The organism is uncultured Oscillibacter sp. (genome assembly GCF_947654275.1).
Lineage (GTDB): Bacteria > Bacillota > Clostridia > Oscillospirales > Oscillospiraceae > Oscillibacter.
Genome location: NZ_CANTJS010000011.1, coordinates 1 through 25,748 on the forward strand (window position 1 = coordinate 1; position 25,748 = coordinate 25,748).

Below are 25,748 nucleotides of genomic sequence, written 5' to 3' on the forward strand. Positions count from 1 at the left end.
AGGAATTAGGAATGAGGAATTAGGAATGAGGAATTAGGAATGAGGAATTAGGAATCATTGGGGCCATTCCTCATTCCCCGTAAAATCCGGCCTGCGCCCTTGACCGCTCTCCCGGTTTATAGTACAATAAATTCATATTCCGGAGGATATTCCTAATAGTCAGTACTATCATTTCTTCACTTTCCGGCGGGAGAGGCCTACAATAAAAAGTAAAATAAAGGAACAGGCCGGGAAAGACCGGAAGAGATTTTCGGCGAATTTGAAAGGAGCGTTTTTTTATGTCGATTCTTGTGACCGGAGGCGCGGGCTACATCGGGAGCCATGCCTGTGTGGAGCTGATCCAGGCGGGCTATGACATCGTGGCGGCGGACAACCTCTGCAACGCCAGCGAGGAGGCCCTGCGCCGGGTGGAGACCATCACGGGGAAGAAGGTCCCCTTTGTCAAGGCGGAGCTCTGCGACGAGGCCCAGGTGGAGGACCTCTTCGTCCAGCACCCGGACATCGACGCGGTGATTCACTTTGCCGGTCTGAAGGCCGTGGGCGAGAGCGTGGCCAAGCCCCTGGAGTACTATTACAACAACCTCACCAGCACCCTGCTGCTGACGGCGGCCATGCGGCGTCACGGCGTGAAGAAGCTGGTCTTCTCCTCCTCCGCCACGGTTTACGGCGACCCCGCCACCGTGCCCATCCGGGAGGACTTCCCCACCGGCGGCACCACCAATCCCTACGGCACCACCAAGCTCTTCATCGAGCGCATCCTGACGGACATCTGCAAGGCGGACCCCAGCCTGAACGTGGCCCTGCTGCGCTACTTCAACCCCATCGGCGCCCACGAGTCCGGCCTCATTGGAGAGGACCCCAACGGCATCCCCAACAACCTGGTGCCCTACATCGCCCAGGTGGCCGTGGGCAAGCGGGAGAAGCTCCATGTCTTCGGAGACGACTACAAGACCCCCGACGGCACCGGCGTCCGGGACTACATCCACGTGGTGGACCTGGCGCGGGGCCACGTGGCGGCGCTGAAAAAGCTGGACACCAACTGCGGCCTCTTCGTCTGCAACCTGGGCACCGGCAAGGGCTACAGCGTGCTGGACGTGCTCCACGCCTATGAGAAGGCCTGCGGCAAGACGCTGCCCTACGCCATCGAGGCCCGCCGCCCCGGCGACATCGCCGTCTGCTACGCTGACCCCGCCAAGGCCCGGGACGAGCTGGGCTGGGAAGCTCAGTACGGCATCGAGGAGATGTGCGCCTCCTCCTGGAAGTGGCAGTCCATGAACCCCGACGGGTACAAGGGATAAAACCGTGAAGACCGTCCGGCAGTCCGGGCCGGCTCCGGCTTTGCCGCTGTGTGAACGATTGTGTGGAATCTATAGAAAGGGAGCAGCATCATGAACAAACCGGTTCTTGTCATCATGGCCGCCGGCATGGGCAGCCGGTACGGCGGACTCAAGCAGCTGGACCCCGTGGGGAATCACGGCCAGCTCATCATTGATTATTCCATTTACGACGCCCGCCGGGCGGGCTTTGAGACCGTGGTCTTCGTCATCAAGCCGGAAATCGAGGCGGATTTCAAGTCCGCCATCGGTGACCGGGTTTCCGGAGTGATGGACGTGAAATATGCCTATCAGCTGAAGGAGGACCTGCCGGAGGGCTATTCCGTTCCCCCGGAGCGGACAAAGCCCTGGGGCACCGCTCACGCGGCGCTGTCCGTGCGGGAGCTTGTGGACGGCCCCTTTGCCGTCATCAACGCCGACGACTACTATGGTCCCGAGGCCTTCCGGGAGATTTACACCTATCTCTCCCAGCATCCCGACGGGGCGCTGTACGAGTATGTCATGGTGGGTTACCTGCTGAAAAACACGGTGACGGAAAACGGCACCGTGGCCCGGGGCGTGTGCGAGGAGACGGCGGACTGCTTCCTCACCCAGGTCACCGAGCGCACCAAGATTGAAAAGGGGGAGCCCCCCCGCTTCACCGAGGACGACGGGAAGACCTGGACGGAGCTGCCCGGGGACACCATCGTATCCATGAATATGTGGGGCTTCAACCGCAGCTTCCTGGAGGAGGCCTGGAAGCGGTTCCCCGCCTTTCTGGACAAGGCCCTGGCCGAAAATCCCGCCAAGGCGGAGTATTTCCTGCCCACCGTGGTCAGCCAGCTGATTGACGAGGGCAGGGCCCGGGTGAAGGTTCTGCGGAGCGAGGACAAATGGTATGGCGTCACCTACCGGGAGGACAAGCCCGCCGTAGTGGCCGCCATCGCGGAGAAGACGGCCGCCGGACTGTATCCGGACAGTCTGTGGGGGGAGGCGTGACATGGGCGCAGCGGAGGAGAGACTGAGCGAGGTCCTGGAGGCCTTTGACTTCGGCGCGCCGGTGGTGGGCGCCATCCGGTACGGCCAGGGACATATCAACGACACCTTTTGCGTACACACCCAGCCGGAGGACGCCTGCTGCCGCCGCTTCATCCTCCAGCGGATGAGCGCCGCGGCCTTCAAGCGGCCGGACCAGCTGATGGAGAACATCATCGGCGTGACGGAGTACCTGGGGAAAAAGATTCAGGAGAACGGCGGCGACCGGAGCCGGGAAGCCATGGAGGTTCTGCGGCCCCGGAACGGCGGGGCCTTTTACACCGACGCCGCCGGCGGCGCCTGGCGGGTGTACCCCTTTGTGGAGGGGACCGTCTGCCATCAGTCGGCGGACACGCCGGAGCTGTTCGCCGCCTCGGGACGGGCCTTCGGACGCTTCCAGCGGCTGCTGGGGGACTATCCGGCGGAGACCCTTCACGAGACCATTCCCAATTTCCACAACACCGAAGACCGGCTGAACAAATTCAGAGCCGCCGTGGAAGCCGACGCCCTGGGCAGGGCGAAGGACTGCGGGCCGGAAATCCGCTTTGTCCTGGACCGGGCCCAGGACTGCTCCGCGGCTCTGGACGCCCAGCGGGCGGGAAAGCTGCCCCTGCGGGTGACCCACAACGACACGAAGCTGAACAATGTCCTGATGGACGGGACCACCGGCGAGGGCATCTGCGTCATCGACCTGGACACGGTGATGCCCGGCCTGGTGATTTACGACTTCGGGGATTCCATCCGCTTCGGAGCCAACCACAGCGCCGAGGACGAACGGGACCTCAGCCGGGTCAATTTGGACCTGGGTCTGTTCGAGGCCTATGCCGCCGCCTTTCTGGAGGGCGTGGGCGGCGCGCTGACGGAGGACGAGATTGCCTATCTCCCCTGGGGGGCCAAGCTGATGACGCTGGAGTGCGGCATGCGCTTCCTGACGGACTACCTGGAGGGGGACCACTATTTCCACACCAGCCGGCCGGGCCAGAATCTGGACCGATGCCGCACGCAGTTCAAGCTGGTGGAGGACATGGAACGCTGCTGGGCGGAGCTGGAGGCCATTGTGGCCCGCTGCCGGGCGTGACAAAATGACGCGGTTCATACGGGTCCCGTTCCGCGGGACCCCAGAGAGGGGGGCGGCGCTTTGCCTGAGATGAATACACTGTTTGACGAGGAGCGTCTGCGCAGGCTGATTGCCAACCTCAATTTCCTCACCGGCCTGCCTGCCAATATTCTGGACCCCAAGGGCAGGGACATCAACCTGTTCAGAGGACACCCGCCCTTCTGCCGGATGATGAACGATCTCCCGGAGGGACACCGGCGCTGTGTGGCCTGCGACGAGTGCAAAATCCGCCGCTACACCGCCGACAGGGGCTTTCAGTTCTATCGCTGCCACGTGGGCATCTGCGAGGCCGTGATGCCTCTGTTCGACAAAAAACGGCCCCTGGCCTATCTGGCCTTCGGCTGCTATCTGGACGAGACCCCCATAGAAGAGCAGTGGGAATACAGCCGGTCCCTGCTGGACTGGTATCCCGGCGGGCCGGATGCTCTGAAGGACGCCTTTTTCCAGTTCCGCCAGTATTCCCAAAAGGAGATTCAGGCCTACGCCGAGATTCTGGAGGCCCTTTCCGCCTACATCCAGATTCAGGGCATGATCCTGTCCACGGAGCAGACGGATCTTCAGCGCCTGGACCTCTATCTGGAACAGCACTATATGGAGCATCTCTCCCTGGCCTCCATCTCCCGGGAGCTGCACATGGGCCGGACGAAGCTCTGCACCCTGGCCAAGCAGCTTTCAGGGGGGCGCACGCTGTCCTATCTCATCGCCCAGCGGCGCATCACCGCAGCCAAGAAGCTGCTGCTTCAGACCAGCCTTCCCATCTCCGAGGTGGGCGAGGCGGTGGGCGTCAGCGACTATAATTACTTCTCCAAGGTTTTCCGTTCCGTGGCGGGGATGACGCCCAGCGCGTTCCGCAAGCAGGGGCAGAACGGCGGAGACGGGCGGGGACAGCGTCCCCGTGAGGCGGAGGAGGACTGAGCGCAGCACCGAAAAGAGTATACGGGGCCCCCGTTTGCAGGCGACTGGAAACGGGGGCCCCGGTCTGTCCTCCGGGGGTCCGGCGCCTCCGGAAAACGGGGCGGGAGGGAGCCCGTTCCCTCCGCCCCGGGGCCCCGGGAGGGGGGCGGAAAATTCTCCGGCCGAGGCCCCGGCATTTTTTGAGCAGGGCCTAGACGGGGACTTTGTTTTGTGCTAGAATCATGCCAGATATATCTGCCATGTGGGTCCGGGGCCCGAGAGCGGACGGAGCACAGGCGAAGGAGGATTCTGAGATGGAAACCCATTTTGAATGGCGGGACGAGTTCAACATCGGGGTAGACGTCATTGACCGGGAACACCAACGGCTGTTCAAGATCATCAACAAGATCGTGACCCTGAAGGAGGAGGAGGGCAACGGCCAGTGGGCCTGTCAGGAGGGCGTCAAGTTCTTCAAGGGCCACACCGTGAAGCACTTCGCGGATGAGGAGGCCTATATGGCGTCCATCCAGTACGGGGGGCTGGAGCAGCACCGGCAGATTCACAGGAGCTTTCGGGAACATACGCTGCCCGCCCTGGAACAGGAGCTGGAGCGGACCGATTATGCGCCTGACGCGGTGGACCACTTCCTTGGGGTCTGCGCCGGGTGGCTGATTGGCCACACGCTGACGGAGGACCAGGCCATCACCGGGGAGCAGGTGAGCAAATGGGAGCACCTTCTGCCCAGCGAGGAGGTGGCGGCCCTGAAAAAGGTCATCATTCAGCTGGTGTTTGACATGTTCCAGCTGGAGTCCCAGATGGTCAGCGACGCCTATGGCGGCGAGAAGTTCGGCAGGGGCGTCTACTGCCGCCTGGTCTATGGGGCCGGCGGGGAGAAGCGGCAGGAAATCCTGATGGTCTTCGAGGAAAAACTGCTGATTAACACCGTGGGCAAGGTCCTGGGTCTCCAGACCAACAAGCTGGACACCATGCTGGTCAATGCCGCCCGGTATACCGTCCGGCAGTTTGTGGGCCGGGTGATGGAGCACTATCCGGACGGGGAGGACTACGAGCTGAAGGAGGAAAACCTTCTGACCTACAGCCAGTTCCGGAAAATCTTCCAGCGGGAGAAGCCCCAGGTCAGCCTGCTGTTCAATACCGGCGGCGCGGGCTATTTCTCCTACTGCGTCATTGCCCCCCATCTGCTGGAGCAGGGGGAGAGCGCCACGCCTCTGGAGCCGGAGAACGCCATGGAGGAAGTGGAAAAATATCTGGCGAAGCGGGAGAAGAAGGAGGCCCAGGAGGAGGCCAACCCCAGAAAGAAGATTCTGGTGGTGGACGACTCCGCCACTATCCGCCAGGCCATGAAGAAGCTGCTGGGAGAGGAATACAGGGTTGACATGGCGGAGTCCGGCGTGGCGGCCATCCGGGCCATCACCTTGAACCGGCCGGACCTGGTGCTGCTGGACTATGAGATGCCGGTCTGCGACGGGAAACAGACCCTGGAAATGCTCCGCTCCGAGGAGGCCTTCGCGGATATCCCGGTGATTTTCCTCACGGGCCGGAGCGACCCGGAGCTGGTGCGGACGCTGCTGTCCCTGAAGCCGGCGGGCTACCTGCTGAAATACCTGAAGCCCGACGACATCAAGCAGAAAATCGGCCGGTTTTTTGAGACGGGCAGAATGACGGACCGGAGCTGAGAAATCATGGAGGACCGTGCGGGAGGGACCCATCCGGGCCCCTCCCGCATTGCCAAAAACCCCCTTCCGGACAAAGGCCCGGGGGAGCGGGGCCTGAGAGCCTGTTTAAAATCCATCGAAACGCCGTCACAGGGCATCTTTTTCCGCCGGTGCTGCGTTGGTTTGACTTGAAATCCGCCAGGATTCCTGCGTCAAACCGCCTTGCCCGACAATTGGATAGCCGTTGGCGGCTCTGCCGCCTTACGGATATCACATGCCCATTGGGTAAAAAATCTGCCCCACTCCGGCACTCCGCCGGATTTTAAACAGACTCTGAGAGAGACGTGCATCTTCCTGCCCGGCGGTGGAAAAAATTCCCGCCCCTCCGGCATCCCCAGGCGGTGAATATATAGCAGCCTTCATCATTGCTGCCGGCGGGCCGCCCAGGGCGGCGGCCCCTGCGGGGGTTGCAGGGGCCGGCCCGTTTGCCGGGAATTTTAATGCTTGCTATAGGTTCTTAGTTTTTTTATAGATTTTCCAAGAATTTTCTATCGTTTTTTCGGCCGTTCCCCGTTAAAATAGGAAACGGTGTGGGGCACAGACCTTTCCCGGCTCTTTCCCAGGCCTTTCCGCCCCACAAAAAGAATGAGGAGGAACTACGATGAAAAAGACTCTTGCCTTGCTTCTTGCCGCTGTGATGATGCTGGCTCTGCTGACCGCCTGCGGCGGCGGGGACAAGCCCGCCGACACCAACGGCGGCGACCAGCAGCAGACTCAGGAACCCGCCGGCACCCCCGAACCCGCCCCCGAGGCTCCCGCCGAGGCCGGCACCATCGGCGTGTGCATCTACCAGTTCACCGACGCCTTCATGACCACCTACCGCAACGCCCTCCAGGAGATTCTGGAAGGCAAGGGCTATAAGGTTACCACGGCGGACGGCGCCAATGACCAGGCCAAACAGAATGAGCAGATCAATACCTTTATCACCCAGGGTGTGGACGCTCTGATCATCAACCCGGTCATGACCTCCGCGGCGGACCAGATCATTGCCACCGTGCAGGCTGCCGGCATCCCCACCGTGCTCATCAACCGGGAGCCCACTCCCGAGCAGATGGCCGTCTATGACAAGCTGGTCTACGTGGGCTGCGATGCCCGCCAGTCCGGCACCATGCAGGGCGAGCTGATTCTGGACACCCCCAACAAGGGCGACATCAACGGCGACGGAAAAATCTCCTATATCATGGTTCAGGGCGACCCCGAGAACGTGGACGCTCAGTATCGTACCGAGTACTCCGTCAAGGCTCTGACCGACGCCGGCATGGAGGTTGAGGAGCTGAACCTGACCCGCGGCGACTGGATGCGCGAGCGCGGCCAGGAGATCGTGGCCAACGACCTGGCTCAGTTCTCCGATCAGATTGAGGTTGTCTTCTGCAACAACGACGACATGGCCATCGGCGCCCTCCAGTCCATCCAGGCCGCCGGCCGGAAGGTCAACGAGGACATCTACCTGGTGGGCGTGGACGCTCTGGACGCCGCTCTGAACGAGGTCAAGGCCGGCAACATGACCGGCACCGTGCTGAACGACGCCGTGGGCCAGGCCACCGCGGCTGTGGAGCAGATGGAACTGCTGCTGGGCGGCAAGACCTACGCCGCCGGCGAGCAGAGCGTGTATGTCGACTATGTGAAGGTGACTCCCGATAACGTGGGCGACTTCATGGGCTGATTTCCGGCAGACATCAAACCGAAATGAGAGTCCGGGGTGCGTGTGCGCAGGCGCACGCACCCCCTTTTCCATAGCTGACGGAGGGCGCGGCCCCGCCGCCGGTTATGGAAAAGGGATATAATACTAGAATCCATTCAAAAGCTTTTAAAAGCTTTTGATAGCGCTGAAAGCGCGTTGGATTCTTATGAGACGTGTTTTGCGCCATTCCGGCGCAAAACGGAAACGCAGAATACGGTTCTGTTTCAAATAAAACGAAATCGTTTTATTTGAAATGAGTATAACAATCAAGGGGGGAACAGTAAATTGTCAGAATATCGTTTGGAAATGACGGGCGTGGTGAAGACGTTCCCCGGCGTGAAAGCGCTGGACCACGCGCAGCTGAAGCTCCGGCCCGGCTCCGTCCACGCCTTGATGGGAGAGAACGGCGCGGGCAAGTCCACACTGATGAAGTGCATGTTCGGCATCTATCACATGGACGAGGGCGAGGTTGTCTATGAGGGGGAAAAGGTCCAGATCAAGGGCCCCCTGGATGCCCTGAACCGGGGCATCGCCATGGTGCACCAGGAGCTTCAGCCCATTCCGGAGCGGAGCATCGGAGAGAACATCTATGTGGGCCGCTATCCCATGAAGCACGGCATTATGGTGGACCACGAAAAAATGTACGCGGACGCCGCCAAGGTTCTGGAGGAGGTTCACCTGAACTACGACCCCAGGGCCAAGCTGGGCAGCCTCAGCGTGTCTCAGATGCAGCTGGTGGAGATTGCCAAGGCCGTGTCCGCCGACTGCAGGGTCCTGATTCTGGATGAGCCCACCAGCTCCCTCACCGCCGCCGAGGTGGAGGCCCTGTTCACCATCGTAAACGAGCTGCGGGAGAAAGGCGTCTCCATCGTCTACATCAGCCACAAAATGGACGAGATTCTCCGCATCAGCGACGAGGTCACCATCATGCGGGACGGCCAGTATATCGGCACCTGGGACGCCAAGGGCCTGACCACCGACTTCATCATCACCAAGATGGTGGGCCGGGAGCTCTCCAACCTCTTCCCCAAGCGGGAGAATGTCCCCGGCGAGGTGGTATTCGAGGTGGAGGACTTCACCTCCATCAACCCCAAGAGCTTCCGCCATGTGAATTTCCAGGTCCGCAAGGGCGAGATTCTGGGTGTGGCCGGTCTGGTGGGCGCCCAGCGGACAGAGCTGATGGAGGGCCTGTTCGGCCTCCGGAGCCACACCACAGGCAAGATTACCTATCAGGGCCGGGAGCTGAAAATCAGCCAGCCCAAGGACGCCATCAACGCCGGCATCGCCATGCTGACGGAGGACCGCCGGGCCACCGGCATCCTGGGCGTTCTCTCCATTGCGGACAATGTATCCATCGCCTCGCTGAACCAGTACCTCATCGGCGGAATTATGCTGGACGACGGGAAGATTGAGAAGCTGGTGCAGGACAATGTGGCCAAGCTCTCCATCAAAACCCCCTCCTCCAAGACGCAGATTCAGTCCCTCTCCGGCGGCAACCAGCAGAAGGTGCTGATCAGCCGGTGGCTGGCCAACGACCCGGATGTGTTCATTCTGGATGAGCCCACCCGGGGCATCGACGTGGGCGCGAAATATGAAATCTACTGCATCATCGCGGAGCTGGCCAAGCAGGGCAAGAGCGTCATCATGATTTCCTCGGAGATGAGCGAGCTCATCGGCATGTCCGACCGGGTCATGGTCATGTGCGACGGCCGGGTCACCGGCTTCATCGACGGGGCGGAGGCCAACCAGGAGAACATCATGGCTCTGGCCACCCAGTTTGAATAAGGAGGAGAGAACAACATGGGAGAAATTAAAGGAAGGACGCTGAACTCCAATAGCGCCGTCAAATTTGTTTCCGATCACGCCATTGTGTTCCTGATTATCCTGCTGGCCATCATCACTGCGGCCAACAGCCAGAACTTTATCAGCAAAGACAATGCGGGCAACCTGATTTCCAACGTGGCCCCCCGGTTCATCATTGCCTGCGGCGTGTCCGGGTGCCTGATTACCAAGGGCACGGACCTGTCTGCCGGCCGCCAGGTGGGTCTGGCCGCCTGCTTCGCCGCCATGATGCAGCAGACCCTGGACTACAGCGCCCGGGTCTTCCCCTGGATGCCCGACATGCACTGGGTATTCGCTCTGCTGATCACCGTGGCTATCATGGCCTGCTTCGGCGCGGTCAACGGCTGCGTCATCGCCTTTTTGAAGGTCCCCCCCTTCATCGCCACCCTGGGTATGCAGACCCTGGTCTACGGCATCTGCCAGATCATCACCGGCAACCAGCCCATCGGCGGCTTCAAGGAGAGCTACCGGGCCCTGGCCAGCGGCAACTTCTTCAGCGGCGTCCTGGGCAGCTGGAGCCGCCTCCTCCCCTATCTGCTGCTCCCCGCCCTGCTGGTAGGCCTGTTCATGTGGTTCCTGTACAACAAGACCCGCCACGGCAAATATATGTACGCCATCGGCGGAAATGAAAACGCCGCCCAGGTGGCGGGCGTCAACGTCCCCGCCACCCTGATCCGCATCTACGTGCTGGCCGCCGTCATGTACGCCCTGGCGGGCTTCCTGATCGGCTCCAAGGCCGGCGGCGCGTCTACGGCTACCGGCCAGGGCTATGAGCTGGAAGCCATCGCGGCCTGCACCATCGGCGGCGTGTCCGTCAACGGCGGCGTGGGCAAGGTCTCCGGCATCCTCATCGGCGTGCTGGTGTTCGAGGTTCTGAAAATCTGCCTCCAGTTCCTCCGCTTCGACCCCGCCTACACCTTCATCGCTCAGGGCCTGGTCATCATCGTGGCCGTCGCTCTGGACCTGCGGAAGTATCTGGCCAAGAAGTAAGAAGAGCATATCCGACAGATCGGGAAGAAGTAAGAAGAGCATATCCGACAGATCGGGAAAAGGGGCCGGCGCACGCCGGCCCCTCTTTTCAAACTGCGGAATTCCGGCTATACTGGAGAAAGGACCCGCCTGTTTCGCGGGCTGGAAGGAGGGCGTTTTCATGGGGACATACCGGGTGCTGCTGGCTGACGACGAGGCGGAAATCCGCACCGGCATCAGCCGGAAAATCGACTGGGCCTCTCTGGGCTTTTCCCTGGTGGGGGAGGCCGCCAACGGAGAGGAGGCCCTGGAGCTGGCGGAGCAGCTGCGGCCCGACGTGGTGCTGACCGACATCAAGATGCCCTTTATGGACGGTTTGGAGCTGTGCCGCCGGCTGCGGATGTCCCTGCCCGGGGCGGGGCTGGTGGTGTTCTCCGGCTTTGACGACTTTGAGTATGCCCGGCAGGCGGTGGGCATGGGGGTCTTCGAGTACATCCTCAAGCCCATCAACGCCCCGGAGCTGGGGGAGGTCCTTACCCGCCTCCGGGAGCACCTGGACCGCCAGCGCATGGAGCGGCGGGACATGGAGACCCTCCGCCGCCGCTATGAGGAGAGCCTGCCGGTTCTCCGGGAAATCTTCTATACCCGGCTTCTGAGCGGGCAGCTCCGGCCGGACCAGGTCCGGGAGAAGGCCGCCCGGTATGAGATCGACCTGCCGGAAGGCCTGTGGACCGCCGCCCTGGTCCATGTGGACATTCTGGGGCGGGACGAGCTGCTTTTGCTGTCGGTCCAGTCCTTCCTCAGCGAGCATTTCAGTCTGGAGGGCGGGCAGAGCCGGGTGGTGCTCTACGGGGACATGCCGGCCCTGCTGGTGCGCCTGGAGGGGGAGGACCGCCTCTACCACCTGCTGGAGGAGCTGGAGCGGCTGAGCTGGCTGTCCCAGAGCTATCTGGGCATCCCCCTGACCACCGGCGTGGGCCTGCCCTGCCGGGGGGCGGAGGAGCTCCACCGCAGCATGGAGGGAGCCCGGTCCGCCCTGGACTACCGGGTGCTGATGGGAAGCAGCCGGGTCATCTACATCGGGGACCTGGAGCCCAAGGCCACCGCCGCCCTGTCCTTTGGAGAGGAGGACCAGAGGACCCTGTCCTCCGCCGTCAAGATGGGGACCCCGGAGCAGGTGAGGCAGATGGTGCGGGTCCTGACGGGGCGCATCCCCCAGGCGGGTCTGGCGCTGCATCAGGGGCAGCTGTTTCTGCTGGAGCTGGTGACCTGCCTGCTGCGGCTGGCCCGGGCGGCAGGCGTGGAGGTGGACGAGGTGTTCGGCCCCGGCTTCACCGGCGCGGTGTCCATCAGCGACTTTTCCAATCTGGAGGAGCTGGAAGGCTGGCTGGAGGAGCGCTGCCTGCGGCTTCACGAGCAGCTGGGCCGCCGGAGAACGGACATGGCCTGGCGGCTGGTGGACCGGGCCAAGGACTACATCGCCGGGCACTACGCCGACGAGGACCTGAGCGTGGAGTCCCTCTGCGCCCACATTCACCTCTCGCCCACCTATTTCTCCACTCTGTTCAAGAGGGAGGTGGGCATCTCCTTCACCGCCTACGTGACCCAGGTCCGCATGGAGGAGGCGGCCCGCCTGCTCCGGGAGACCGGCGAGAAGACCTATCGGGTGGCGGAGCGGACGGGGTACTCCGACCCTAATTATTTCAGCTATGTCTTTAAGAAGAGCTTCGGCGTCTCCCCGTCAAAATTCCGGGCGGGACTGAAGCCGTGACAGACAGATAAAAGCAGAGAGGAGGGGACCTGATGAGATTTTTCCGCAGGCTGACGGCCCAGTGGGCCCAGCGGTACCGCAAAATGAGCATCCAGATGGTCCTCTCCCTGTCCTTCACAGCGGCGGCGGCCGTGGGCATCCTGCTGATGGGCGTCAGCTTCATCTGGCGCTTTTCCGCCGTCAACGAGCAGATTGTGGCGGAGAACAGCCAGAAAATTCTGGCCCAGGCCAACCTGAATCTGGACAGCTATCTCCGGCGGATGATGCGCATTGCCGACACGGTCTACTACCGGGTCATCAAAAATACTGACCTGGCCCAGGGCAGCTATACGGAGGCGCTGGGCCTGCTCTACGAGGAGAACCGGGACGATCTGGTGTCCCTCTCCGTGTTCGACAGTCATGGCGGCCTGGTGTCCTCCGTGCCCCTGGCGGGGCTGAAGGCCGGGGCCGACCCGGCGGGAAGCGAGTGGTTTCGGGCGGCCAGCCAGAACATGGAGAATCTGCACTTCTCCACGCCCCACGTTCAGAACATCTTTGAGGACCCGGAAACGCCCTACCGCTGGGTGGTCTCCCTGAGCCATCACGTGGAGCTGACCCGGGACGGCGTGACGGAGGCCGGGGTGCTGCTGGTGGACATGGGCTTCAGCGGCATCGAGCAGGTCTGCCGGGACGTGACCCTGGGCCGGGGCGGGTATCTCTACCTGATTGACGGGGACGGCGAGCTGATTTACCACCCCCGGCAGCAGCTGATTTACGCGGGACTGCTGGAGGAGAACAACCGGACCGCCGCCGGATACCGGGACGGCAGCCATAACGAGCGCTTTCAGGGCCAGTCCCGGCAGGTCACGGTGAAGACCGTGGGCTATACCGGCTGGAAGCTGGTGGGCGTGGCCCCGGCGGACAGCTGGGACACCTCCGTACAGCTGCCGGTGTTCGGGTGCTTCCTGCTGTGCTTCGCCATTTTCCTCATGGCCTTTCTGAACATCCTGATTTCCGCCCGCATCTCCGACCCCATCCGCCGTCTGGACCAGGCCGTCAAGGCCCTGGACCGGGGAGAGGCGGCGGAGATCGAGGTGGGGGGCTGCTATGAGCTCCAGCACCTCAGCCGGTCTGTGCGCTCCATGGTCTCCACCATGCGCCACCTGATGGACGACATCATCCGCCAGGAGGAGCAGAAGCGCCGCAACGAGCTGGAGGTCCTGCAGTCCCAGATCAACCCCCATTTTCTCTACAACACCCTGGACTCGGTGATCTGGATGACGGAGTCCGGCCAGCAGCAGGAGGCCATTCAGATGGTCACCTCCCTGGCCCGGTTCTTCCGCATCTCCCTGAGCAGGGGGAAGAACATCATCCCCCTGTCCGACGAGCTGGAGCACGCCCGGCACTACATGAACATCCAGCAGATTCGCTACAAGAACCAGTTCGACACCCGGATCGAGGCCCGGGAGGGCGCCGAAGGGCTGTACACCCTGAAGCTGATTGTCCAGCCCATTCTGGAAAACGCCATTTACCACGGCATGGCCGGGGGAGAGGACGACGGGCTCATCTCCGTCACCGCCTATCGGGAGGGGGAGGACCTGGTGATCGACGTGGAGGACAACGGACTGGGCATGCGGCCTGAGACGGCCGCGTCCCTCCTCAGCGGGGAGGGGGAGGTCCAGACCAGCGGCTCCGGCACCGGGGTCCGGAATGTCCACCAGCGCATCCGTCTGACCTTTGGGCAGAGCTACGGCCTGACCATTTTCAGCGAGCCCGACGAGGGCACCCTGGTCCGTATCCGCCTGCCGGCGCTGACGGAGGGGGAGGCCGCCCGGTTCCGGCAGGGGGAGGAATGAGAATGAAGAAAACAGGCCTTCCGGCCATTGCGGTGCTGAGCCTGCTGGGCCTTCTGGCGGTTCTCACGCTGCTGGCCCCCCAGCTGCTGCGGGAGCGGGAGGACGGCAGGCTGCTGGCCCTGTCCGTGCTGCTGCGGGACACGGACAGCTCCGGCTGGAACGCGGCCCGCCAGGGGATGGAGCAGGCGGCGGACGAGCTGGGGGCGGAGCTGCGCTGGCTCACCCTCACCGTGCCCAACGACACCAGGGAGCAGGAGGAGCTGCTGCGGCGTGAGGCGGAGGGCGGCGCAGACGCCGTGATTGCCGTCCCCGCCGACCCGGAGGCCCTGCGGTCCGCCTTGGACCGGCTGGCGGCTCCGTGCCCGGTGGTGACGCTGGAGTGCGCCATGGAGGGCTCCGCCGGTACGGCGGCGCCGGACAACGGCGAGGTGGGCCGCCGGCTGGCGGAAGCCCTGCTGGAGGACTGGAGCGGCGGAGACGTGCTGCTGCTGGACAACAGCGGAGACTGCCCCGAGACGGTCCCCCGGCTGGAGGCGGCTCTGGAGGCTTTGACGGCGGCAGGCGTCCCGGCGGTCCGGGGGACGGCCCTGCCGGAGGACGCGCCGCCGGCGTGGGTCATGACCTTTGAGGACGGGGCCACCCGGCGGGCCGCCGCCGGGAAGGAGGGGGCGGAGGGCTTTGCCCTCTACGGCGTGGGGGCCTCTACCGCCGTCACCGCCCAGCTGGAGCGGGGGGCCATTGCCGCCGTCGCCGCCTGGAGCGATTACGCCGCCGGGTATTTGGCCGTCCGGCAGGCGGTGCAGGCCCTTCGGGAGCGCTCCCGGCCGCTGGACCCGCTGCCCTTTTCCATTGTGCGAGGGGAGGATATCTATGCGCCTGAGAATCAAAAGCTGCTGTTTCCCGTCACGTCCTGAGGGGGTCCGCCGCTGGGCGGCGCTGGCGCTGGCGCTGGCGCTGCTGTCCGGCTGCGGAGGCGAAAAGAGCGAGGACAGCAGCCTGCGGCTGGGGGTGGCCCTGTACTCCCAGGACGACACCTTTATCTCCATCATGGCCAAGGACCTGGAGCAGCTGGTCCAGGAGGAGGAGAGCCGCATCGGCCAGAAAATTACCCTGCTGGTCTCCGACAGCCGCCACAACCAGACCACCCAGATGGGCCAGGTGGACCGCTTCCTGGCCCGGGGCTGCGACGTGCTGTGCATCAATATGGTGGACCGGACAGGGGCGGCGGTGATTGTGGACAAGGCGGAGGCCGAGGGCACGCCTGTGATTTTCTTCAACCGCCAGCCGGTGGACGAGGATATCCGGCGGTGGGAAAAGTCCTTCTATGTGGGGGCCAGCGCCCAGGAGAGCGGCGCCCTTCAGGGACAGCTGGTGCTGGACGCCTGGCAGGCGGACCCGGCCCGCTGGGACCGCAGCGGCGACGGCGTGCTCCAGTATGTCATGCTGGAGGGGGAGCCGGGGCATCAGGACTCCCTGCTGCGGACGGAGTACAGCGTCATGGCCATTACCAACGGCGGCGTGGAGGTGGAGCGCCTGGCCCGGGATACCGCCAATTGGAACCGGGCCCAGGCCGCCGCCCGGATGATGCAGTGGATAGAGACCTTCGGAGATCAGATTGAGGTCATCCTCTCCAACAATGACGACATGGCCCTGGGGGCCATCGACGCCCTCAGCGAGACGGGGCGGCCCCTGGAGGACTGGCCCATGATTGTGGGCATCGACGCCACCGCCCCGGCTCTGGAGGCGGTGGAGGCCGGGCAGCTGTACGGCACCGTCCTCAACGACAGCCGGGGCCAGGCCCAGGCCATTTTGAAGCTGGCATTGGCCCTGTACAACGGAGAGGACCCCGCCGGGGCGGTGGAGCTGGAGGAAAGCCATTATGTGTGGCTGCCCTACCGCCAGGTGACCCGGGAGAACCTCAGCGGCTTTCTGGAGACATCATGAAAAAAGAGCCCCGGATCCGGCGAGAAAGCGCCGGGCCCGGGGTTCCTTATTTTCCCTGCCGAAGTGCCGATAAAACTAATATGGAGCCGGCACTGCTGAAAATCGGTACATACCGGTTTTCAAACAGCGGCGGCTGGGAAAGAAAGCGGAAGTTCTGGCGAAGGGGGCGTGTTCAATGAGTGAGCTGAGGATACAGAGGAACCGGGGATTTGCCGTGGCCCGGCGGCAGACCGCCGGACGGACGGAGAAAACCGCCGGCAGCCAGCCGGTCCGGGAGAAGACGGGGCTGAACGTCTCGGAGACTCTGCGGCAGCTGCTGACCAGGGCCGGACAGGCGGAGCAGCAGATTCGGGAGAGCCGCCGGACGCTTCAGACTGGGGAGAGCGCCCTGGCGGCGGCGGGGGACAGTCTGGGGCGAATGGCCGAGACGGCCCGGCAGGCCGCCGCCGGAGGGGACCCCGACGCCCTTCAGACGGAGTTTCATCGGCTGGTGGAGGAGATCGACCGCATTTTGAGCAGCGCCGTGTCCGGCGGGACCCGGCTGTTTCTGGACGGCGAGGGGGACGGAGCCGACGGCCTTCTGGCCGCCATCGCGGAGGCGTCCTCCGGCGGACAGCCGGAAAAGCCCCTGCCGGACTGGCTGGCGGAGGCCCTGGGGCAGAAGGACCTGACCCCGGAGAAGATTTTGTCCGCCCTGGGGCTGGACCAGAGCGCCGGCGCGGCGGACATCCTGGCGGCGCTGATGGACCGGCCCCTGGAAAACGGCGGAGCCGCCGCCTATCTGGCGGCGCTGTATCTGGGGTCCGTCATCGCCGGAGCGCCGGAGGACCCGGCGGCGGCGCTGGAGGGCCTGGGGCAGCTGCTGGAGAAAATGGGCGAGGGCCTGTCGGTGGACGAAGCTGTGGAGGAGCTGACCCATGGGACCTTTACCAGTCTGGAGGACTTTCAGGCCCAGTTTACCGGCGGCACGGCGCCGGGGATGGAGACCTTTATGACGAATCTGCTGCTGACGGGGGAGACCGTGACCCTGATGGACCTGGAAGTCCTGCTGGCCCTCCTGTCCCAGATGGGACGCATGGACCTGGACATGGCCCTGCTGAGCCTGCTGGATCAGCTGGAGCTTCACCAGACACTCGGAGCCGGGCCGGAGCCGGAGCCCATGAACGGGCGGTCGAACCCGGCGGCGGCAGGGGAGGCCGCAGGCGGCGGAAAGACCGCCGTCCTGGACTGCGGCCCGGTCCGGGTGCTGGGCCGGGATCTCTCCGCCGTGTCCTGGGATGAGGGGACGGGAGTGCTGACCGTGAAGGGAACGGCGGTGCTGCTGGGAACCGGGGAGGAGCTGCCCGTCCTCCGGCTGGCGGGAGGCGGAACGGTGACCCTCCAGAACGTGCGGGCGGCGGTGCTGCATACGGATGGTCAGTCTCAGGCGGCGGTCTTCGGCAGGAATGTGCTGGGAGAAATCCGCATGGGGCCGGGGGCCGGCCTGACGCTGGAGGGCGGCGGCTTCGTCCGTATCGGCGGGCTGCGGGGCGGCGCCTCCAACACGCTGCGCCTGACCGGCGGCGGAGCGGTGCTGGCGGAGGACCCGGAGAAGGAAACGCCGCCGGTCCGCGTGATTCTGGAGGGCCCCGTGTCACTGGCGGCGGGAAGCGGGGCTGTTGTCAGCGGGCCCAAAGGGGCCGCGCTGAAGCCCTTTGACGTGATTTGGAAGACCCTGCTTCCGGGCTGGGCCGCGGTCACCTCCATGGAGGCCGGCGGGCGGCAGGTGAAAACGGCTCTGCTGAACGGCGACCCCGCGCGGCTGTGGCTGGACCGGGGAGACCGGGGCGCTCCGGTCCACGTTCTGGTTCTGCGGGGCAGGGACGCCAACGGGCAGCCGAAAACCCGGTATGCCTATCTGCACTGGAACCAGCACACCGGGTGCTTTGAGGAGTGCTCCATGTACCCCAACCCCTTCGCGGTGACCGGCGGCGAGGCGGGCCGGGACTGGACCTATGAGGAGCACACCCACACGCTGTGCATCCGCTCCAGCCGGGTGACGGGCATCTCCGGCGGACGGGGGACGGACAGCAATCAGACCCCCTTCAGCGGCAGAATTGCCCTGGACGACGGCATCGGGACCCTGGCGCTGGCCCTGGGGGGCGTGGTGTGCCGGGTGTCCCAGGGCCGGGCCTTCAGTCTGGGCCGGGGGAACGACGTGACGCTGACCCTGGAGAGCGGAAGCCGGAACCTCTTTGAGAGCGGCGAGGGCTGCGCGGGCCTGTCCCTGGGGGAGGGCACCTCCCTTCGGATTGACCGGGGCGAATCCGCCGGCGGCGGCAGAACGCCGGAGGGGAGCCTCACCGCCATCGGCAGGGGCGGCGGGGCCGGCATCGGACGGGACAGCGGCGGCAGCCGGGACCAGACCAGCCGGATTCTGATTCGGGGCGGCGCAGTGACCGCCGCCGGACACGGAGGCGGTGCGGGCATCGGCGCGGGAAAGAACGGAACCATGGGCCCGGTGACCATACTGGGGGGCACGGTGGAGTCTACCGGAGAGAAGGGCGGCGGGGCCGGCATCGGCGGCGGCCTGGGGGCCGCTGTGGGCAGCATCAGCATCCAGGGCGGAAAGATTACCGCCATGGCCGCCGGACACGCCGCCGCCATCGGCGCAGGCGTCCAGGGGGCCTGCGGCGACATCCGGATTGCCGGAACCGCCCGGATTGTCAAGGCTCTGGGAGGCGACCCCGGGGCGGACATCGGGGCCTGTCTGTTCGGCGGCTGCGGGACGGTGCAGGTGTCCGCCGACATCGGAAACGCCCGGCTGCGGACCCGGAGCGGCATTTCCCTGAAGGCAGGGGAGCACACCGTGACGCTGCCCCAGTTCCGCCTTTCCGCCGCGGCACTGGGGCTGGACCGGCTGTCCCTGGCTACCCGGGAAGAGGCCCGGGCCGCTCAGGCGGCCATTGACGCGGGACGCCGCTGGGTAGCCGGGGTGCAGTCCGCCTACGGCGCACTGTACGGCCAGCTGGGCGGCTCCGGCAGTCTCTGGCCCTCCGCCGGCGGCGGGCTGCTGCGGAACACGGTGGACGCCGGGGCGTTGCTGCGGGAGCTGAGAGAGGCCATTGCCCTCCAGACCCCCGGGCTGACAGGCGGGGAACGGGAGCAGGTGCGGCAGCTGCTGCGGTGACGGATTTCCGGGCCCTGTGTCCCGCTGGTGAACCGTAGAGAAAAAAGAACCCGGGTTTTCCCGGGAGAGCGGAAAAAGGGACGCGCCCCAGCGGGCGCGTCCTTCGTCTGGCCGGAGGGGATTTCCACCGGACCGGCTTCATATGGCGGCTTTCCGGATGCGCTCCAGGGCCTGGCTTACCGCCGGGAGCTTCAGCACCGCCACGGTGACGGCCCCCTCCGCCAGCAGATAGCTGTAGTTATAAACAATGGGATAGAGGTCCCGCAGGGCCTGGGGGAAGTTCTCCGGCATATAGTCCATCCAGTAGAGGTAACCGCCGATGGAGTGAAACACGCCCCGGGCCAGCACAGCCGCCAGATAGCCCGCCGGGAGGCTGTTTTTCCCCTTCCGGAACAGCCCCGCCAGCCCCAGCGCCGCGAAGGCCAGCACATAGTCGCAGCAGACCTGGAACAGGGACAGGAAATAGGGTTCCTGGAGGAATTGCAGGATGCCGTAGGCAAAGCCCACCAGAACGCCGGTCCTGACGCCGTACCAATGGGCAATCAGCACGATAAACAGCATGCTCATCAGGGTGACGGAACCGCCGTAGGGCAGTGTGAAGACCTTGATGTAGCTGGTCACATAGGCCAGAGCCAGAGCCATGGCGCAGTATGCCAGATGCTTGACGTCCCGTTTTTTTGCCCCCTGATTGTTTGCTCCCTGATTATTTGCCCCCTGGTTTTTTGCTCCCTGATTTTCCGCCAGGGCGAAGCCCGCCAGCAGGCAGAGAATCAGAATGCCCAGACACAGGGCGTAGCCCGCGGCGGTTAGGCCGCCCTCGCTGCTGACAAACAGGTTCCCCATAGGAAACTCCTCCTTTGACCGGATCGCGGACCCGGGTCTGCCTGATGCGGGAAACAAAAAACCTCCCGGGAACGGGAGGGCAGTCTCTGGACGCGCGGCGGCGCGCCGTGATCTGTGACGGCTCCCTACGTTGGCATTACCCAAATCAGGTTGCGGGTCGAAGCACTCCCGGCGCGGGGCTCTCTGAGCCTGCGCGGGTCCCTGCTTCCTCTCAGCCTGCCTGCGCAGGCTCCCCGGTTCACGACCTTATAAAATTGATGGATTCATCATAGCACGGCTTCAGGCGGAATGCAAGCTTTTTCTGCCGGGGCCCGCGCATGCTCCGTCTGGAGATTTTTTGCAGGGGCCGGGCTCTGGTCCGGCCCGTTTTCCGGGAGATTGGCGCTTCCAAAAAACGGGGCGGGCCGGAGTCCGCCCCTGCGCATCATCTCACTGATGAAATGCGGGAAGGGACAAGCCCCCCTGCGCCGGGGGCTTGCGGTTGTATCGCCGGGTATGGTAAGATAAAACAACAGTACAGGAAACCGGGAACGGAGGGCGGCATGAGAAAGCTTGTAAAACTACTGGTGGAAAACCGGACTTCCATTCCGGACTACACCGCTCAGCTCCACAGCGTCTTCGGTGACGCAGTCACCGTCCTGCCCTTTGACCTGGAGGGGTTCGACGCCGGGGCGGACGACGCCTGGAAGGAGGACGCTTTTCTGACCTCCGCCGCCTCTGCCGCCAGCTTTTCGGAACTGCGGCGGACCTGCCTCCGGGGCCGGGATCTGATTCCCATTGGATTGTGTCTCCAACGCAGGTCCCTGCTGGAGCTGAACGGCTGCCCCAGGGGGACCCGGGCGCTGCTGGTGAACGTCACCAGATTCATGGCCGAGGAGACCATCGCCCAGCTCTATCAGGCGGGCTACGGACACATCAGCTTCCTCCCCTGGTATCCCGGCTGCCGTTCCCCGGAGCTCCCCCTGGCGGTGACCCCCGGGGAACGGGGACTGGTGCCGGAGTTTGTGACCAGGTGCATTGATCTGGGGCCCCGGCAGATTGACATCGAGACCATCGTGGAGCTGGCGGCCAAGCTCCGCTGCGAATATGTGCTGCGGACCCGCCATTTCTTCGACTTCTTCGAGAAGCAGCACAGCGGTTCCGCCGGGCTCTCCATTCTGGTCCGGGAAAATCTGCTGCTGGAACAGCGGCTCTCCACCCTGATTCAGATGTCCGACGCCCTGCCGGGGACGGGGCTTTTGGGCGTGGACGGACAGGGGGAGATTTTCGACTGCGGCTTTCAGGCAGCGGAGCTGCTGGGGACTTCCAGGGCCTTGCTGCTGGGGACGCCGGCGGAGGCCCTTCTGCCCGGCGAGGCTCTGGAGCGCTGTCGTACCCTGGGTTTGCCGGTCTCCTGCCGCTGTGGGACAGGGGAGATGTCCGCCCGCATTGTCCCTATCACCCAGGGTATGGAGTACCAGGGGGCCTATGTCGCCCTGACGGCCTCCGGCGGGGAGGAGGAGCCGTCTCCCGCCGGAGACGGCAGGGGCCACACGGCCAAGTACTGCTTTTCCGATATCTGCGGAGTCAGCCCGTCCATCACCCGGACGGTGGAGCTGGCCCGGAAAATGGCCCGGACGGATGCCTCTGTACTCATCACCGGGGAGAGCGGCACCGGCAAGGAGCTGTTTGCCCACGCCATTCACAGCAGTTCCGCCAGAGCCGGCAAGCCCTTCGTGGCCGTCAACTGCGCCGCCCTGCCGGACAGTCTGCTGGAAAGTGAGCTCTTCGGCTATGAGGAAGGGGCTTTTACCGGCGCGCGGAAGGGGGGCAAGGCGGGGCTTTTTGAGCTGGCCGACACCGGCACCATCTTCCTGGACGAGATCGAGGGCACGCCTCCCAGCACCCAGCTCAAGCTGCTGCGGGTGATTCAGGAGCGGGAGATTATGCGTGTGGGCGGCGACCGGGTCATTCCCATTGACGTGCGGGTCATCAGCGCCTCCAATCAGAACCTGACGTCTCTGATGGAGGCCGGGCGGTTCCGCAGCGACCTCTTTTACCGCATCGGCACCCTGCCCCTGACCCTGCCGCCCCTCCGGCAGAGGCGGGAGGACATTCTGCTGATGCTGGAGGAATTCAAAAGCAGCCTGCGGCTGTCCTTCATGCTGACGGAGGAGGCCAAGGCGCTGCTGCTTCAGTACCACTGGCCCGGCAATATCCGGGAGCTGCGGAACTGCGCGGAATACCTGGGCTGTCAGGACCTGCCGGTGATTGAGCCGGAAAACCTCCCCGTCTCCCTTCGCCGCCGGGAGCTTGGGACGGACCGGGATTCCGCCCGGAGTCTGCGGCGGGAGCTTCTGCGCCTGCTGGCCCTGGAGCCCCGGGGACGGAAGCAGCTCCGCCAGGCCCTGGAGCGGGCGGGCTTCTCCGCCTCCGAGGGCCGCCTCCGCCGGGAGCTGGAGGAGCTGAAGGCCCTGGGCTGGGTGGACTCCGGCACGGGCCGGGGCGGCTCCCGGCTGACGGAGGAGGGCCTGGGGGAATACCGGAAGCTCTGGGGAGAGCTTTGAATAGTTTAGAAAATTTGCAGAGGCTGCCGAACCGTCCGGTTGGCAGCCTCTAACAGGCTGTAAACAGGCTGCAACCTGTTTTAGCCTGTTTATTTTTTGCCCGTTTTTGGAAAAGCGTCCTGATTGCAGGACATACAGGGCCCGGCTGGGTTGGCATGACAGTTGCTTTATAGTCTGCCGAAAGCATTCCCGAAAGGGATGTCAACTATTTCAGGAGGGATTCGATTTATGAGCAACATTGATTTTGACAGAGCGGGCTTTGATACAACGGCCATTCACGCCGGGGCCCGGCGGGACTCCGACTACGGTGCCCTGGCCACCCCCATCTACCAGACATCCACCTTTACCTTCACCAGCGCCGGCCATGCCATGGGCGTGTTCAGCGGCGAGCTCCCGGGCTATGACTACACCCGGGCCGGAAACCCCACCGTCCGGGTCTTCGAGGAGAAGATCGCCCGGCTGGAGGGGAGCGAGGACGCCGTGGCCGCCGCCTCCGGCATGGGGGCCATCAGCTCCGTACTGCTGGGCCTGCTGCGGGCGGGGGACCACGTGGTCTGCGGCGATACCGTGTATGGCTGCACAGACGTGGTCATGCGGGAAATTCTGCCCTCTCTGGGCGTTGACGCCTCCTTCGCGGACACCGCTGACGTCGCGGCGGTGGAGGCCGCCATCCGGCCCAACACGAAGATAATTTACTTCGAGACCCCCGCCAACCCCACCATGCACGTCACCGATATCGCCGCCGTGGCCGCGCTGAAGGAGAGGCACCCCGGCATCCGGGTGGTGGTGGACAACACCTTTGCCCCGCCTCCTATCCAGTACCCCCTGAAGCTGGGGGCCGACGTGGTGGTCCACTCCATCACCAAGTACATCAACGGCCACGGGGACGTCATCGGCGGCGTGGCGGCAGGCTCCAGAGAGGACATTGCCGAGATTCGGAGCCGGGCCATGGGCAAAATCTGCGGCGCGCCGCTGACGCCCTTCAGCGCCTATCTGGTGGTTCGGGGCATGAAGACCCTGGGGCTCCGGGTCCGCCGCCACTGCGAGAACGCCATGGCCGTGGCCCGGTATCTGGAGGCCTCCCCCTATGTAGAGAAGGTTTACTATCCTGGCCTGGAGTCCATGGGGAAGGACCACGAGGTGGCTAAACGGCAGATGAACGGCCTGTATACCGGCATGATCTCCTTCGTGCTGAAGGACCAGATTCACGGCATGTCCGCCTTTGACGCGGCGAAAAAGCTGATGGACAGCATGAAGATTCCCGCCATCGCCGTGTCCCTGGGAGATCCGGATACCCTGATTCAGCATCCCGCCTCCATGACCCACGTCAAGGTTCCAAGAGACGTGCGGGAGGCCGTGGGCATCACCGATGGTATGCTGAGATTTTCCGTGGGCCTGGAGGACGCGGAGGATCTGACCGCCGATTTTGACCAGGCCTTTGCCGCCCTCTGACCAGAAGGCGTGGAGAAGAGAGCCCTTCAACGGCTTCATCCCGCCTTTTTTGAGCGGCCCGGCGGAAGAGCTGCGAATACATCCCTCCGGCCCCCGTATTTCCGGAACCTATGAGAAAAAGGAGAGACCATTATGGTACAATCAAAGAAAGCCAACGGCCTTGCGCTGCTGCCCTTCGTACTGCTGCTGATCCTGTTCCTCGCGGGCTTCCCCATTGTCACCGCCACACTTTTTGCTGCGGTGATGTCCTTCTTCTACGGTAAGGGTAAAATTGTCGAAAAATTCGCCGTCTTCGCCAGGGGCGCAGGCAGCGAGGGCAATTTGACCATGCTGCTGATTTTCGCCCTCTCCGGCGCGTTCTCCAGCGTCGCCACCGCCATGGGCGGCCGGGACGCCGTGGTGAACCTGGGCCTGTCCCTGGTGCCGGTGCCCTTCCTGGTGGCGGGCTGCTTCATCATTGCCATGCTCATGAGCACCGCCTGCGGCACCTCCATGGGCACCATTGCCGCCATCATCCCCATTGCCGTAGGCGTGGGCCAGAAGGCGGGACTGGATATGATGATTCTGCTGGGGGCCGTGGTAGGCGGCGCCATGTTCGGTGACAACCTTTCCATGATTTCCGACACCACCATTGCCGCCGCCCGGGGCCAGGGGGTGGAGATGAAGGACAAATTCCGCCTGAACTTCCTCATTGCCCTGCCTGCGGCCCTGGTGACCCTGGTGCTGCTGTGCATCTTCGGCCGTCCCGACGCCAGCGCCACCATGGGCGATCTGACCTACAGCCTCATCAAGGTCATTCCCTACTTCCTGGTGCTGATTCTGGCGGTTACCGGCATGGACGTGATGCTAGTGATGGCCCTGGGCATCGGCACGGCGGGCCTGGTGGGCGTTGTCACCGGCTCCTTTACGGTTATTGAGTACTCCGAGCACATCTGGTCCGGCATCAAGGACATGGACCAGAGCTTCTATCTGGCGGTGCTGGTATCCGGCATGTCGGAGATTGTCAACGAGCAGGGAGGCATCCAGTGGCTGGTGGACAACATGCAAAAGATTATGAAAAGCAACAAGACCGCCCAGTTCAGCATTGCCGGTCTGGTGGGTCTGGCGGATGCCGCCACCACCAACAACACGGTGGCTATTATCGTGGCCAACCCCATTGCCAAAGACGTCAGCCGGCAGTACAACATCGACCCCCGCCGGACGGCCTCTCTGCTGGACCTCTTCTCCTGCGTGGTTCAGGGTATCATCCCCCACGGCGGACAGACCCTGCTGGCCTGCACCCTGGCAGCGGCCTACGGCATTACGGCCACGCCCATCACCGTCATTCCCTATCTGTGGTATCCCATGCTGCTGGGCGTTTTCGGCGTGATTTCCGTGTTCGTGCCCTATGCCGACGGGGCCTGCCGCAAGGACCCCTGGAACTGGGAGTATGACTGCCCCGCCTCCAAGGTGGAGGAGAGGAAGGCGATTCTGGCGGCGGAGCACGCCGGCTGAGCGCCGGTCTGCTTCAAAACCGGCGGTTTTCCGCCGCTCTGCCGGGGAACACGGCTCCGGCTGACCCTGAATAACTGCACCCCGCCGTTCCTGCCTGGGCAGGACCG

17 protein-coding genes and 1 riboswitch are annotated in these 25,748 nt (G+C 64.1%); of the genes, 16 read left to right on the forward strand and 1 reads right to left on the reverse strand.

Annotated elements, in window-relative coordinates; translation table 11 throughout:
• Positions 1-278: 278 nt before the first annotated feature.
• From galE to Q0063_RS04525, 13 genes are all read left to right on the forward strand, one after another.
• The gene (galE, locus tag Q0063_RS04465) at positions 279-1,298 is read left to right on the forward strand and encodes a UDP-glucose 4-epimerase GalE (RefSeq protein WP_297870779.1); all 1,020 of its coding nucleotides are present in this window, start codon (positions 279-281) and stop codon (positions 1,296-1,298) included.
• Between the two features lie 90 nt (positions 1,299-1,388).
• Positions 1,389-2,312 (forward strand): sugar phosphate nucleotidyltransferase, encoded by a 924-nt coding sequence (locus Q0063_RS04470; RefSeq protein WP_297870780.1) that lies wholly within the window; start codon positions 1,389-1,391, stop codon positions 2,310-2,312.
• Between the two features lies 1 nt (position 2,313).
• Positions 2,314-3,426, forward strand: a complete 1,113-nt coding sequence (locus tag Q0063_RS04475) for a phosphotransferase enzyme family protein (RefSeq protein WP_297870781.1) — start codon at positions 2,314-2,316, stop codon at positions 3,424-3,426.
• Between the two features lie 69 nt (positions 3,427-3,495).
• Positions 3,496-4,380, forward strand: a complete 885-nt coding sequence (locus Q0063_RS04480; RefSeq protein ID WP_297870829.1) for a PocR ligand-binding domain-containing protein — start codon at positions 3,496-3,498, stop codon at positions 4,378-4,380.
• 293 nt (positions 4,381-4,673) lie between these two features.
• On the forward strand, positions 4,674-6,056 hold the full coding sequence (locus tag Q0063_RS04485; RefSeq protein WP_297870782.1) for a hemerythrin domain-containing protein: 1,383 nt from the start codon (positions 4,674-4,676) through the stop codon (positions 6,054-6,056).
• A gap of 640 nt (positions 6,057-6,696) precedes the next feature.
• Positions 6,697-7,758 carry a galactose ABC transporter substrate-binding protein gene (locus tag Q0063_RS04490; protein WP_297870783.1) on the forward strand — a complete coding sequence of 354 codons (1,062 nt, stop codon included), beginning with the start codon at positions 6,697-6,699 and terminating at the stop codon, positions 7,756-7,758.
• Positions 7,759-8,061: 303 nt separating this feature from the next.
• A complete protein-coding gene (locus Q0063_RS04495) occupies positions 8,062-9,561 on the forward strand; it encodes a sugar ABC transporter ATP-binding protein (protein WP_297870784.1) in 1,500 nt (499 codons plus the stop codon).
• 15 nt (positions 9,562-9,576) lie between these two features.
• Positions 9,577-10,608 (forward strand): ABC transporter permease subunit, encoded by a 1,032-nt coding sequence (locus tag Q0063_RS04500; protein ID WP_297870785.1) that lies wholly within the window; start codon positions 9,577-9,579, stop codon positions 10,606-10,608.
• 160 nt (positions 10,609-10,768) lie between these two features.
• Complete coding sequence (locus Q0063_RS04505) at positions 10,769-12,358, forward strand: helix-turn-helix domain-containing protein (protein WP_297870786.1); 1,590 nt, start codon at positions 10,769-10,771, stop codon at positions 12,356-12,358.
• Positions 12,359-12,390: 32 nt separating this feature from the next.
• Positions 12,391-14,193 (forward strand): sensor histidine kinase, encoded by a 1,803-nt coding sequence (locus tag Q0063_RS04510; protein ID WP_297870787.1) that lies wholly within the window; start codon positions 12,391-12,393, stop codon positions 14,191-14,193.
• 2 nt (positions 14,194-14,195) lie between these two features.
• Entirely contained in the window at positions 14,196-15,107 is a 912-nt protein-coding gene (locus tag Q0063_RS04515; RefSeq protein WP_297870788.1) for a substrate-binding domain-containing protein, read from the forward strand.
• A complete protein-coding gene (locus Q0063_RS04520; protein WP_297870789.1) occupies positions 15,064-16,137 on the forward strand; it encodes a galactose ABC transporter substrate-binding protein in 1,074 nt (357 codons plus the stop codon). Before Q0063_RS04515 ends, Q0063_RS04520 begins: the two co-directional genes overlap by 44 nt.
• A 175-nt stretch (positions 16,138-16,312) precedes the next feature.
• Complete coding sequence (locus Q0063_RS04525; RefSeq protein WP_297870790.1) at positions 16,313-19,306, forward strand: flagellin; 2,994 nt, start codon at positions 16,313-16,315, stop codon at positions 19,304-19,306.
• Between the two features lie 138 nt (positions 19,307-19,444).
• On the opposite strand, the gene Q0063_RS04530 is transcribed toward Q0063_RS04525, so the two are convergent.
• On the reverse strand, positions 19,445-20,149 hold the full coding sequence (locus Q0063_RS04530; RefSeq protein WP_297870791.1) for an energy-coupled thiamine transporter ThiT: 705 nt from the start codon (positions 20,147-20,149) through the stop codon (positions 19,445-19,447).
• A 105-nt stretch (positions 20,150-20,254) separates the two neighbouring features.
• Positions 20,255-20,395: riboswitch (TPP riboswitch) on the reverse strand.
• A 296-nt stretch (positions 20,396-20,691) separates the two neighbouring features.
• On the opposite strand from Q0063_RS04530, the gene Q0063_RS04535 reads away from it, so the two are divergent.
• The 3 genes from Q0063_RS04535 to Q0063_RS04545 all read left to right on the forward strand — a co-directional run bounded on the left by Q0063_RS04535 (position 20,692) and on the right by Q0063_RS04545 (position 25,641).
• Positions 20,692-22,695, forward strand: coding sequence for a sigma-54-dependent Fis family transcriptional regulator (locus Q0063_RS04535; RefSeq protein ID WP_297870792.1), 2,004 nt, complete (start codon positions 20,692-20,694; stop codon positions 22,693-22,695).
• Between the two features lie 228 nt (positions 22,696-22,923).
• Positions 22,924-24,147 (forward strand): PLP-dependent aspartate aminotransferase family protein, encoded by a 1,224-nt coding sequence (locus Q0063_RS04540; RefSeq protein WP_297870793.1) that lies wholly within the window; start codon positions 22,924-22,926, stop codon positions 24,145-24,147.
• 132 nt (positions 24,148-24,279) lie between these two features.
• Positions 24,280-25,641, forward strand: a complete 1,362-nt coding sequence (locus Q0063_RS04545) for a Na+/H+ antiporter NhaC family protein (protein WP_297870794.1) — start codon at positions 24,280-24,282, stop codon at positions 25,639-25,641.
• Positions 25,642-25,748: the final 107 nt, after the last annotated feature.